Origin of the sequence: Halorubrum aquaticum (assembly GCF_900113615.1) — an archaeon.
In the GTDB taxonomy this organism is placed as follows: Archaea; Halobacteriota; Halobacteria; order Halobacteriales; family Haloferacaceae; genus Halorubrum; species Halorubrum aquaticum.
This window is the reverse complement of the sequence record NZ_FOPZ01000003.1, coordinates 1-12,347: the sequence shown is the minus strand read 5'-3', so window position 1 is coordinate 12,347 and position 12,347 is coordinate 1. Positions and strand designations below refer to the sequence as shown.

Here is a 12,347-nt window from a genome sequence, read left to right as displayed (position 1 = left end):
AAAAGGGTCAGCCGTGAGACAGAGAAGTATTCATTCGGTCCGGTTTGCGTTTGGGGCGATTCTTCATGAAAGTCATTCGCGTTGGGTTTCAGTCCGGTAGATGTGAAGTGGGATCGTCGCCACTCAGGCGGCTACTGTCGAACTAGAGCAGCGAGTCTCCGTTTCACGACGTCCGACGGCCACGACGACTCTACTGTCTCACGCTCGACTCCGAAGGTCTCCACAGTCCGATGTACGGAGGTTTTCGAGTGTTGCTGCTGTTCGAGGAGGTACGAGTAGGCTGCCACTTGGAGCTCGTACCGTCGTCGTGTTTCCGGTGTTGGGTCCGTCAGTGTGATTTTCACGTCTACCACGTGCCGTTCTCCGGTGGGTGACTCGACGATGAAGTCGATCGTCCCGTGGATTTCGATTTCGACGTCGTCGATCGTGAGGAGCCCATCGACAGGCCGCTCAACCGAAACGCGTTCGGCCCGTTGAATACGACTCCAGAGGTCGGACGCAAGGAAGTCGTCGAGGACTTCCCCTCGGAAGAACGTGAACAGTCCGTCACGTTCGTCGTCGTCGATTCGCGGAGCGCGGTCGTCAATGACGTCGTCGAACACGTTGCGAACTTCGTCCTTCGGCGAATCGAGTGTCTCTTCAGAGACCTCGCGTTCGACGGTCGTAGTCAGAACCTCGTGTAAACAGGATCCCACGTCTTCCGGACCCAGCTCGTCGAACTGTAGCGGAATGTCGTCACGGACATCGTTCGTCTCGGTGTGAAGCGGCTCACCCAGCAGATGCGGAATGATGTGCTCGTCCAGCGACTCCGTCAGTGGATACATCGTGCTAGGATCGAGGAACCGGGGGATCCACCGTTCAAGATCGCCTCGCCGTGGCGGAGTTACCGAAACTCCGTTGTTGGTCGGGGGGGCTCCCGTCGGACGCCACTCTGTGAACAAGTCAGCGTCGTTGACGCCGATCTCGATATCATCCGCGTTCGGATCCGAGGCACCGAGTTCGAGCGTGTACGAGTCGGTGCCGGATTGATCGAATTCGATCCCTTCACGGATCGTGTCGAGCCACCGATCTCGTGATTGGTCTCCCTCAAAGTCGGAGCGAGGTAGCGGTACGACGAGGTGGTCCCGGGCACGAGTCAGCACCACGTACAACAAGCGCCATGCTTCGGCGCGTTCGTTCGCCGCGACGCGACACAGACGTTCGGAGCCGACGAGTTCGTCACGGGGCGCTGAATCGGACACGGAGTCGAACCAATGGGCAGTCGCCCAGCGAAGGCCGGTGTCACGGTCAAACCCGCCCGGTGCCTCATAAAGTCCGCACCCGAATGGCGGAATCGTGATGTCACGGGGGATATCTGTGTCCGTCGGTGGTGCGAGTCCCGCAATCGAGGCCTGCGTGATGAACCGCTGGGTATGCGGGCCTTGAGACCAGACGTCGAATCCGGGGTCAGCCATGACGACGACGTCGTCTTGATCTCCTTTTGCCCTATGTGCGGTTCGGAATTCGACGTCGTACGTGGTTGCCGTCGTACTCGGCTGCGTCGGACCATCGTCGGGATCGTCGCGGAACGGTTGTACGAGGTCCGTCAATTCGGCCGGCGTGTAATGCGTCTCACCCTCCCACTGGGAGAGAGTCTCGACGAGCGCATCCAGATTGGCGACTCGTTGTTTGGGTCCACTTCCAGTGGCTATCTTCTGTGGATCGGCTCTCAGTTCGAGCGCTTCGACGATTTCTTCTACGTACACGCTGGCCGGCTGGCGTTGGAAGACGTCACTTCGATCACGGAGCCGAAGCAGAGCACGCAGTGTCCGCCGTTGCGTCTCTGTGAGGTCAAGTACATTTTCGCTAAGTACACGGTCTAGATCCCAGGAGTGGGCCTCAAACGCTTCCGTGTCCTCGATGATACCCAGCAGAGGTTCGGTGAGAAGAGTCTCCGTACGGTCAGGAGAGCCAGGGTGTTCTAGCCAGTCGCAGACGGCAAACACAGCTTCGACCGCAGGACAGTCGAATAGCCCCTCACCCGTGGTGTGGACGCGGAGACCCTCCGCAGCGAACGCTTTCTCGTACTCTGGCATTCGAGTACCACGTCGGAACAGCACCGTGACATCCAGTGGCTCGCCCTCGTCGTCGCAGAACGTACCGTCGGCGAACCCTCGTGAGATGTGAGTCGCCAGCATGTTCGCCTCTCCGACCTCTCCATCGGGATTCGCCCACGCTTCCGATCCGGGGTGACCGATGCCGGTGAACGAGGAGACGTGTACCGATGGCTCGTCGGTACCGTCACGAGCCGCGTCCAACCGTGCGTACGTGGTGTCCAGGTCACCGATATTCCCACGAGCAAGATCGGTGACCATCGGCTCGGCGATCGCGTTAATACCCGCAGCGATGTCGGGGACACACCGATACGTCGTGGTCGCGGTCCGATTCTCGTGTGTGTCCCAGTCAACGCCGAGGTACTCGCCTCCCCTCGTTGCGGCGTCGAACCAGGTCGGGTCGGCGTGCCGCCACAGGTAGATTCCCTGTAGAACATCTCCACAGGCGAACACGCGTGAGTCGTCAGTCACGAGATGGGACAGCGCTGCGTGCTGGATGGCCGAAACGTCCTGGGCCTCGTCAATGATCAGGCTCTGGATCCGTGACCGGTACCGCTGGAGGACTCGTGTTCGGTGCGAGTCGTCGATAGCGCGGAGTGGCTCGGGAAGCTCCGACCGGTCAGTCGTGTCGTCAAAGTAGGCGTCCACGAGATAGGCGACATCGGTGTGAGCGACGACACCGTAGTCACGGACGGTCTCACGATACGCGGCACGGTACGCCGAAAGGACCGTACAGAAGTCGTCGATCCGGTCACACCACGCCTCGTACAGCTCGCGGTCGGCTTCGAGCAGCCGGTCGCGGTCCAACTCGTGTACCGCGTCTCTAATCCGTTCGCCGACGGCCTCATCGTCGCCGGCGAACCGTTCGACCGACCGCACGATATCGGAAAACGAGTCCGGTTTTCCACCGGGATACGTAGAGTCGCGCGTCCGCTCCAACTCGTCCCGGAACTCCGCAGTCGAGATGCGCTGGTCGCGGCAGAACGTGAGCGCGGCTTCGAGCATTTCGGCGACGCTGTCGTCGTACTCTCCATCGGGGTATGCTGCTTCGAGAGCGTCAAGTCGTTCGGTGTAGTCCGGGGTACTCTGAAGCCGTTCGTAACAGTCACGGTGGACTCGGTTCAGCAGTGCGTCGTTCCCCACCGACGGCATCTCGTCGAAGCCGGCATCGTGAGCGATATCCTGAAGAATACTACGCAGGAGCCCATCGATGGTTCCAACGTAGGGGGCTTGTCGGATGCGCTGGAGGAGGTACTGTAGCTCTTCGTCGGAGATATCGGACGCGACTGGAACGAGGTCGTGTTCAACGATCGTCTCCAGTCTCTCGCAGACCTCCGGAATGATGTCGGCGGCCTCATCGCGGTTGAACGAGACCACCGCGACGTGTAGCTCCGGCGTAGGGTCGCCAGCCACGTATCGACGAAGGATATCTTCTGCAGCGAGGTGATGGGCGACCACCGATTTTCCGGAGCCAGGTACGCAGTTCAGCGTGAAGAGCCCGGTTTCGTAGTCGAAGTACGCTTCTCGTATCGCTCGCTGTGCGTCCTGCAGAACGATCGGGTCCACATCTCCGTCGCCAGTGTCGTCACTCATCCGGCTCCTCCGTTTCCTTGACGAATCCCTGCACTTCCGGTGGAAGGTCACGCTCAGTCCCGACCAGCCGTCGTCTCGCTTCCTCGGTGACGCGCTCCGGATCGAGATGATCGAGGAGCGGTGAAGGTGGCACGTCGTCGCCTTCAGCCGTTCGTGTGTGTCTCGACAGAATGACGCACCGGCCCGCCGATCGAAGCGTGTCTAGGAACTGGTCGCGGTCTCGGCCGCCAGCCCACACCGGTTGCGGCGCGAGAACCTCCGCCCGTTCGTCTCCGCGCAGAACTGCCTCTCGAAATTCCGGGGGAATCAGGGACTGTGGTGGCTGGGGCCACTGGTCGTCCGTTAACCCGAGGGTGATGACGTACGGAATATCCAGTGCCCACACGTCGTTCGCCTCCAGTACGTCCAGCGCCCGAGCGTTCGAGTGCTCCCGGCGGCCTGGCCGTTGTGTAGCGATCACACCAGCGAGTTCGGCGACGTCGCCCCAGGAGCGTGCGACGGTGCCTTCTTCGAGCCGATCAGCGAACTTGAGTCGCAACTGCTGAACCAGCGTCCGAACGCGGACGACCGCGCGAGCATCAAGTTCCGTTTCGAGTAACGCCGGCGAATCCACGGCTTTCGTCTCTGGAAGCCCGTGTTCCGCGTACGCTTCGACCACGTCGTCAAGCAACGAAGCGATCGACTCCGGTTCCGGATTCGGAGCGTCCGAAACCCACTCCGCGAACTGTCGGAGTCGGGTATCTACACCGTCGGTCGCTTCGACGATCTCGCTCCACTCTGAAGCTGTCCGGGCATCACGTGGTAGTCGCTCGACCGATCGATACAGCTCTCTCGGCGAGAGCGGCCACGTCTCGGACCCTGCTTCGGGCGGTGCCCAGCCGAGTTCGAGTGGCTGAATCAGCGTCTCCAAGTCGGTGCTATCCTCCGCCAGAGTTTCACAGACGGCCGCGATAAGTGCGTACGGTCGGGTTCTCGTCACCCGCAACTGTGTCCAGAACACGGGCGTGATGCCGTACTGGACCGCCGCACGGAACAACGGTTCCTCGTACGGGTCGAGGTCTCGAACCACGACGGCGATATCCCGAATCGGCACGTCCCGATTACGGAGTTCGGATACGACGGCCATCGCACATCGTGCTTCCTCTCGACGCGTCGGCGACACGATTTCAACAGTCGGAACGTCGGGTGTCTCGATTGTCCCGGAGAGCGCAAGTCTATTCGAAGACGTCATTCGAACACCTCAGTTCCGGGATTAGTGATATCGAGGAGGCTCTCGACCCGGCTCTGCAGGTACTCCCCGGTTCCGGATCGAAAATGAACGTGTACCTCAACGGGCGTCGTCGCACACAGCGCGTGTACCAAGTCCGTGTGTGGAGCGGAGAGACTGCTGAGACCGAGCAGGGAGACACGCTGGATGTCCGGGTACGCCTCCTCCCAGACGGATCCGTCCGTCCGTACCAGCGAACGAGTCGCACGCCGGATGAGGCCGGTCTCCGAGACAGCCTTTGTAGTTCGCTCTCGAAGCTGACGCTCCACGGCGAGTGCGGTTTCGAGAAACACCTCGGCCTCTTCGTCGATTGGATGGTAGATTTCGGTTGCCGTGTTTCGCCACGCTGCGACACGCTGGGGGTGGAAGTTGGTGATCGTCTCGACCTCCGTGCGGATCTGCTCGATCTGTTGTGGAGCGCGAGACGAAATCCCGGGTGGGAGAGAGACTTCCATCTCCTCATCAGGCGTCGATCCGTCGAAGAAGGACCGGAGCAGACTGAGACGATCGATCCGGTCGATGGTCGTCGTCGATCCCCTCGTCTGATCTAGTATCTGATTGCTTATTCCGACGGGATCTTCGAAAGAGAAAGCGTTCTTCGGAAGGTTCGCCTCTCGTAGCCGGCGCTGAAGGTTCCGTTGATGGAGCTCAACGGGGGAGACAATGAGTTCTATCGGTTGGGTACACCGCTGAGCCCGCTCCCACAAGGCGTCTTCGCCACCTACGTGAACCGTCAGTTGGTCCGGCATCCGATCGACCTGGCTGCGTTCGACTTCCATTGTTTTTCGACGACGACTCGTCGTTCCCGTTGCTACAGCGTCCCTGCCTGAACCGTTGTCGGTCATCACTCGGTGACCTCCATATCCACGTCACCGCGATAGTGGGTCCCGCTCGCTTCCTCGACAGTAATCTCGCTCAGCATCATCGGTCGCCTGTACTCGGGGTCGTCCCATTTGGTGATCCACGCGGACGCGATCACGTCCATACTGTCCGGTTTGGGGTCGAGCGTCGTGTCGCACTCGTCGCAGACAAACGAGTCGAGAAACCACGTGAGTAACTCCAAGGGTCTTCGGGCTACGACTGTGACTGGCTCGTAGGGACCGAGAGTCTGACCACACTCGCTACAGGTCGTATCCGTCGGTAGCGACCAACCGGTAAGTGCCTGTTCCGCAGCAAACTCCACCTTCCGCTGCGAGTAGGATCCCAACACGCTGACGAACGGTTCGGTTTCACCGTTATCCACGGTGAGACACTCCAACAGCTGGAGCGTCCGGTCGAACTGATACGTCAGATTCCGAATCACCAGCTCCCCAGTTAGATCGTCGTCATTCACACGGGGCATTCGGATCCCTCCGGTTCGTAGCACACGCGGGTGATTTCTCGGATGTGACTGGCGATCGGCTGCGTAGCTCGGGTCGCCTTGACTCGCTTCCCCCTTTCGTCGTAATCCACCACACCAACATCGTCCAGCGTCTCTAGGTGAGATTGAATCAGGGCGACGTAGACGGTCGTTCGCTGCTCTCCTGTCACTTCACTCGGATCGACGAGGTTCTCTATCGCGGCAATCTCACGGGCCAGTTCGGAGGCAGTGAGCGGCTCGTCCGACTGTGTAAGCGATAAGACCACCTGCCGACGACGGCTGTTGGACATCACCCTGAACGCGTCGTCCGGATCGATCGGTATGCCGTAACCTTCGTCGGGACCCGTCATCGCTGGCCTCCAGTGAGACGTTCGCCACGGTGTGTGAGCACGATCAGTTCGTGCTCAGACTCACCGATCAGATCGACGTAACCGCTATCCGTCAACTTCCGAAGCTGGGTATCCAGATCCGCTGGAGGAAGATCGGTTCTCGCAACGAGATCTCTGCGCGTCGTCGTGCCGCCAACGGCGCGTGTTTCTTCGACGATTCGTCTGTATCGTGTATCGTGTTCGGAGACGATCTCCGCACTCTCGGGGGCCCGAGAGTCAGAGTTATCACTCCCGACACGATTAGTGTCGTTTGCTGTCATAGCTGGCAGCGATGTTCCCGGTGTCTCAGCACCGGGGGCGTTTTCAGCCACTTCTGGGTAATGCATTCATTATAAAAACTATTTGTATATTAAATCAGAATAGTATTTCCGATTGATCAGCCACAAAGGATTCTTTGTGAATATAATCGATGCGAATTTCGATGACTGCATCGGGATGTTCGGAAATGGCGATAAACCACAGTCATCACCCAAACGTGATTATAGATATGGACGAAATGACATTCATTTCATTAACGGCGAGAACGTAGCGATCGTTTTTCTGCGTAGCGACTCGTGCCGCGAAGCAATCCGCGCCGCGCTCAACGAATTACCGGACGTGCCTGCTCCAGACTGGGACAAGCCCCGCATCGTTCACAACAAGGACGACGTGTATGTGGTTCGTATGAGCCGCACCGTCCCTGGCGGGTGGTAGAAGTTGGAAGAGGTCTAGATATGTTTGAGGGTGTCATAGAAATGTTCCAACACCCGGATCAAGATCGCTCAATACAGGGTACCTACGGATCGCTCAATACATTCAGAAAATAAAGCTATCCATAGCTTAGTGTAGCGGAAATTTGTATATCTTCAAGATCATCGTCAATATCTACATAGGGGTAGAGTTGCTCTACGGCGTGATTAAACCATTGTTGGACGCCTGTATTCATAATCGCAGTCGGAACATTTGTCGGTTCCATATGGTCGGTTTTGGACGAGTTACTAGCTCGCTGTACGTTCGTCGCAGAGCCATAAAAGGCTACAATAGCTTCGACCTCATTCTCTGTGAGAAGCCCAAGATCATCCGCGTTACACTCGTAGACGGTCTTCCGGAGGAATTGGTCTTCAGGGCCCCGCTTACCCGAGAGGTAGGGTCGCATTGTCATCATCTCCGCCCAAATTGCCCGTCGTAAGTTCTCCCGACGTTTCTGCTCGTTCCTTATTTGCCAAAGAATCCGAACGGTCGCACCAACAAACGCACCTATGAGAGTTGTAAGGGCGAGAATCAGCGTTCCGAATTGGATGTTGACTGCCATACCTCTATACGCAATAGTTCCGTAGGACAAGAAATTTCTTGACACTGATGGTTCTCAGATACAATCGAAACGCCTGAAAATGACATGATTCACTATTATTAATCAAAACGCAGTTCATTCTACCAGGTGGTTTGGATAGAAGATAGTGAAAACAACATCTTGTGAAGTGTTCTATAGCATCCTCATGTTTGTGTAGCTTCTCAATCTCACGCTACGACCAACCGGCCTCCCCACGCATCACGTCGTCACGTAGATCCTCTATCGTCTCTACGATATTGTCTTCGTCCATCATCTCTACACGTCGGACTGTCAGCTCCTCCCGGAGTAGCGTCGTGGTTCGACTCACGATGTTACTGTTAGAGGGGGGATCACCATACGTGTCCTCTTCCTTGATCTCGTTTAGTGTGTCGTGACAGAGGAGATCGCCGCAGGCGTGCGTAACAGGACTGTATCGTGCGAAATCGTGGTCTAGGATATCGTTGGCGAGTTCCTGAAAACCGAGGACCTGCTTCGTTCGACTGTAGTCCCGATCCTCAACCGCCCCTGAGTCAGCCTCCTCGTAGGTGAGTTCAGCACCCCACCAGATCCGGTGCAGTGCATTGGAGTAGGCGTCCGTACCGGCCTTCAGAAACTTCTCTTCCATATTGTCCGGACTCTCCGGATCGAATACATGATCCCACCGGTAGTGAACGAACTCTGGGAACCGAACGATACAGAGGTAGTGCCACAGCCCAGCGTCTGCTGCTTCGTTGCGTGTCAGATCGAGAGTGCGGTGGAGTGTGGGTGCTAACTCGGCGTCAATGAGAGGATCCTGGGCGTCAATGTCATCGTCTGCTCGAATCTCCTCAATTCGCTCGTCTACCGGACTTAGGTCTATAGATCGACCTAGCGGCTGTAAGTACGGACGGAGGTCATCCTTCGTGAGCTCGCGGTCACCCGCAAGGAATCGGTTGTCGATCATCGGATGGGCTGCACTCTGTAAGTGGTAAAGCTCAGTCGTCACTCTGGATCGCCTCCTCAATCAGATTCGTGGTATCCGACGGGATATCGTACTGCTGGTGAACCGTACGCCCGATCCGCTGAACAAGATCCGGAATGTCAACGTGACTCCGGACATCTTCAGCAAGTTGAATCGCCGCTTCGTCGTCTGCAAGGTTCGGATACAAATCATCTAAGAAGATGTCTAATACGTCTTCCTGCCAGCCGTACTCTGGTTCGCCGGTGTCTGGGCTCGTATCACGTGCTGTCTGTAACAGTAGTTGCGTCCAGACGGAGTGCTCAATGTAATCATAGAGTACGTCTCGCAGTCGGGGAGGTCCACCCGTGTATCCCGTGTTGTTCAGAACCTCAACCACCTGTGGATGTTCTCTGTTCAGGTAGAGCTGTGGGTTCCGAGGTGCCTCTAGGCTGAGATAGTGGATGTGATTCTCGTCGGGGAAGCTGTCGTAGTCGCTGAAGTCCTCAATGATCGGCATGAGAAGGCTTCCGCCGTCGTCCCTTTCGTCAAGTCGGACGATCCACGAAATGCCGTCAGCGACTCGTGAACCGACCTTAGACGCGTGTTTTGATCCACCAGATCCACCTTTCTCGGTTCTGGTGAGGAACGGCTTGATCTTCACCTGCCCACGGTAGTCGTCACGGTTGATGGACAGAGTGAACTCGTAGGAACCTCCATTGAAGGGAGAGTCGGCGAGTATCTGCCGATCTCGACTCATTGCGAGGGGGTTCTCCGTCACCAGTGCCAGGCGACCTGGCGTCCCCTCCCACTCGTCAAACGGGAAGACCTCCTCAACAGTGTCCTGATCCACGGCGACCGTACCTTCCAACTCCAACGTCTCCCAGTTACCCTCGTCCACCAAGGACAGGAACTGATCATCCTCATCCAGTTCACCTCTATCACTGAGTGGAGATCCATCTAGACGAAAAGAATCAACATCGAATTCCAGCGCTTCTTCTCGGTACTTATGCGGAAGAGACTGGCTGACTAAGCTACCGGTCCGGACATCTTCTTCTTCTTCCGGTTCTGTACCTTCAACTCCCTCGTTGACAGTCGCCATTATTTCTCCCTCCGCTCTGCCACGTCAACCGACACTTTCAATCTGGTCTCAACCTGTCTATTGTCTTCTGTCGAAACTCCCTCAAAGGAGATTTTCGATGTGCCAGAAGTTGGCTCCAGCCGACCTACTTGGACTCCATTCTGCTCCGGAAGCGATATCGAAACGCCGGCCGTATCTGACGAGATGTTCTGTACCGGGAGACGATCCGAAGTCGCTCTTTCCTCAGCCATCCGGATCAGTGAGACGGTCACCGCCCGTATCTCGTTTCGGTCGCTCAAGGGTTCCACTTCACCATTGAATGACCAGTGTGTGTACACCTCGTCAAAGGAGATGTTCGTGTTTCCGGTAACACGCTGGCTACTGGGCGACTCACGATCAGCTCGACCACCTCTTGCTTCGTTTCCGATTTTGAACCGGTTCCCCAGACGCTGAGGTCCAGTCGTGCCTCGGTCAACGTCCGGTGCGACGAGTCCACGTAACGTCTCGGTCACGTCGGATTTGACACCCTCCACTGCGGTCCGGAATCCCCGAGAGTAGGAGTTCGCCAGTGTCTCCGTTCGTACCCACTCGTCGTGTTGAGGCGGCTCTGCAGCGGTCAAGAATTCCTCTACGATAGTGTCTGCGTCTCGGGAGCTCTCATCAGTCCCCCACGTACGTGCACGGCCACCGAGGAGGACGGCGTGAAAGTCTTGGTTTCCAACGACGACTCGATTTCGGTCGTAGTACTCAACGACCATCCCCGCGCCTCGGACGAACGCTACCTCGTTCCGATGCTGATACTCGCCCGAATCTGCATATCGAACTAGTAAATCAAGTTGGCCGTCTGCACCATCACCGCCGTCACTCTTCTCGGGTACGTTCAGTGAGATCGTCTCCTGAGCTACATCTCCAGGTTCGTCCAGTTGGCTGACCGAATCATCTCGGTCGTCTAGACAGGTCGTGAAGGGTTCGTACTGGGGATATTCGTCGATACTTGCTTGCTTCGTCTCGCCTTCTACTTCAACTGCCACCTCCAGATCACCACGATAAATCGCGGGCCAGAACCATTCGATTGCCATCTCCGTGATCTGGTCCGCTAACTCCTCGTTATCCAGTCGCTCTTCCGCTGTGGGTACACGGAAATCCACGACTTGGATGCTCGTTCCCGGTACGTCCGGACGGCTCAAATGGAGGGCATCTGCGATCGATTCGGATTCGTCTCCCCAGATAGACTCGGGTCTCGCACCTTCCTCGTCGCTGTTCAGACTACCGTACCAACCGTGTCCTTGGTAGACCGTATCTCCGTCCTCAGACTTGTGTGTTGGCAAGCGCGTCCGACCGATCAGCCGGGGGGACTGGTCTTCCGGGTCAGGTTCGCTCAGCGTGGAGTTGAACATGACGAGTGAAAGGCCCGAGTACAGCCAGAGAACAGCTTTCCCTAGACCATAACTCCCGCCGGCGGTGTCTCCCGACTTGCTGCTGAATAGAACGTCCCGAACGAGAGCAGTGAAGTTGGATTCGTCGGCGTTCTCTTCACCGAGGAGTCCCTCCGTGTTCTCGTCCTCAATAGTCAGAACCCGGAGCTCCTCTTCGTCTTGTATCCGTTTGATCGCCTCAGCGATATGCTTCCCGCTCTCCGTGTCTGTCGCTAGATTAGCGTGGTCAGACCACGTCTCGATATCCAGTGCCCTGAGATACTCAATTGCCTCGTCGTCTTGTAAGGATTCCAGCTTGAACGTCACCCGTGCTGGTTGATCGTTGTCCAACCGTGCGTCGTTCGAGTTCTGTAGTACCTCTCGGACGAAAGTCTTCAGCCCGGGTTCACCGTGCGACATCGCGTACTTTGCGACGTCGTCACCGTATCGAGCATCGGTCGGCCGAGACGTGGTGAAGCCCCACTGACCGCTCATCACGACACCCCACTGACGTTAGCGGAAGTGACCGCAGGGAGACGGGAGAAGTGTGCGATACAATTCATGATTGGCACAACGCCGCCCAGCCGACATAAATTTGTGCGGTACGTTGCCGGGAGAATCCACCCGTTGGGCTCTGATGGGATGAAAGCCTGCTAAGTCCCCAGCGTGCGTGAAGAGGCACTGGGGCGGTCAAAGGCCGATGATTCAACAGCGTCATAGAACGCGTGGCTCTGATTGGCCTACCTGCCAAGGACGCACTATCATGGGAGGCCGCCCGGATGCCGTCAGCATCCGGGCGGCGAACCCGAATAGGTGTGGCTCCCTTCACGCACAAACCGCCTCACAGGAACCATGTACTACCTCGGAATCGACCTTCATAAAGATGAGTCGCACGTCGCTGTT

At 57.3% G+C, this 12,347-nt stretch carries 9 protein-coding genes; all 9 read right to left on the bottom strand.

The window, feature by feature from the left end:
• Positions 1–131: 131 nt before the first annotated feature.
• Positions 132–3,686 (bottom strand): UvrD-helicase domain-containing protein, encoded by a 3,555-nt coding sequence (locus F3H10_RS03435; protein ID WP_149783450.1) that lies wholly within the window; start codon positions 3,684–3,686, stop codon positions 132–134.
• Complete coding sequence (locus F3H10_RS03430; protein WP_149783449.1) at positions 3,679–4,917, bottom strand: PD-(D/E)XK nuclease family protein; 1,239 nt, start codon at positions 4,915–4,917, stop codon at positions 3,679–3,681. Before F3H10_RS03430 ends, F3H10_RS03435 begins: the two co-directional genes overlap by 8 nt.
• A complete protein-coding gene (locus F3H10_RS15925) occupies positions 4,914–5,798 on the bottom strand; it encodes a hypothetical protein (RefSeq protein ID WP_223174187.1) in 885 nt (294 codons plus the stop codon). Before F3H10_RS15925 ends, F3H10_RS03430 begins: the two co-directional genes overlap by 4 nt.
• Entirely contained in the window at positions 5,798–6,295 is a 498-nt protein-coding gene (locus F3H10_RS03420; RefSeq protein ID WP_149783448.1) for a hypothetical protein, read from the bottom strand. Before F3H10_RS03420 ends, F3H10_RS15925 begins: the two co-directional genes overlap by 1 nt.
• Positions 6,283–6,663, bottom strand: a complete 381-nt coding sequence (locus F3H10_RS03415; RefSeq protein WP_149783447.1) for a DUF7344 domain-containing protein — start codon at positions 6,661–6,663, stop codon at positions 6,283–6,285. The genes F3H10_RS03420 and F3H10_RS03415 overlap by 13 nt, the downstream gene beginning before the upstream one ends.
• Positions 6,664–7,510: 847 nt before the next feature.
• Positions 7,511–7,993 (bottom strand): hypothetical protein, encoded by a 483-nt coding sequence (locus tag F3H10_RS03405; RefSeq protein WP_149783446.1) that lies wholly within the window; start codon positions 7,991–7,993, stop codon positions 7,511–7,513.
• A 211-nt stretch (positions 7,994–8,204) separates the two neighbouring features.
• Complete coding sequence (locus F3H10_RS03400; protein ID WP_149783445.1) at positions 8,205–8,954, bottom strand: DUF6339 family protein; 750 nt, start codon at positions 8,952–8,954, stop codon at positions 8,205–8,207.
• Positions 8,955–8,985: 31 nt separating this feature from the next.
• Positions 8,986–10,050 carry a hypothetical protein gene (locus F3H10_RS03395; RefSeq protein WP_149783444.1) on the bottom strand — a complete coding sequence of 355 codons (1,065 nt, stop codon included), beginning with the start codon at positions 10,048–10,050 and terminating at the stop codon, positions 8,986–8,988.
• On the bottom strand, positions 10,050–11,939 hold the full coding sequence (locus F3H10_RS03390) for a hypothetical protein (protein WP_149783443.1): 1,890 nt from the start codon (positions 11,937–11,939) through the stop codon (positions 10,050–10,052). The genes F3H10_RS03395 and F3H10_RS03390 overlap by 1 nt, the downstream gene beginning before the upstream one ends.
• Between the last annotated feature and the right edge of the window lie 408 nt (positions 11,940–12,347).

Bases quoted from the DNA above. Each gene is read 5' to 3' on its own strand.
- F3H10_RS03435 (WP_149783450.1), bottom strand. From the start codon at position 3,686: ATGAGTGACGACACTGGCGACGGAGATGTGGACCCGATCGTTCTGCAG.
- F3H10_RS03430 (WP_149783449.1), bottom strand. From the start codon at position 4,917: ATGACGTCTTCGAATAGACTTGCGCTCTCCGGGACAATCGAGACACCC.
- F3H10_RS15925 (WP_223174187.1), bottom strand. From the start codon at position 5,798: ATGACCGACAACGGTTCAGGCAGGGACGCTGTAGCAACGGGAACGACG.
- F3H10_RS03420 (WP_149783448.1), bottom strand. From the start codon at position 6,295: ATGCCCCGTGTGAATGACGACGATCTAACTGGGGAGCTGGTGATTCGG.
- F3H10_RS03415 (WP_149783447.1), bottom strand. From the start codon at position 6,663: ATGACGGGTCCCGACGAAGGTTACGGCATACCGATCGATCCGGACGAC.
- F3H10_RS03405 (WP_149783446.1), bottom strand. From the start codon at position 7,993: ATGGCAGTCAACATCCAATTCGGAACGCTGATTCTCGCCCTTACAACT.
- F3H10_RS03400 (WP_149783445.1), bottom strand. From the start codon at position 8,954: ATGATCGACAACCGATTCCTTGCGGGTGACCGCGAGCTCACGAAGGAT.
- F3H10_RS03395 (WP_149783444.1), bottom strand. From the start codon at position 10,050: ATGGCGACTGTCAACGAGGGAGTTGAAGGTACAGAACCGGAAGAAGAA.
- F3H10_RS03390 (WP_149783443.1), bottom strand. From the start codon at position 11,939: ATGAGCGGTCAGTGGGGCTTCACCACGTCTCGGCCGACCGATGCTCGA.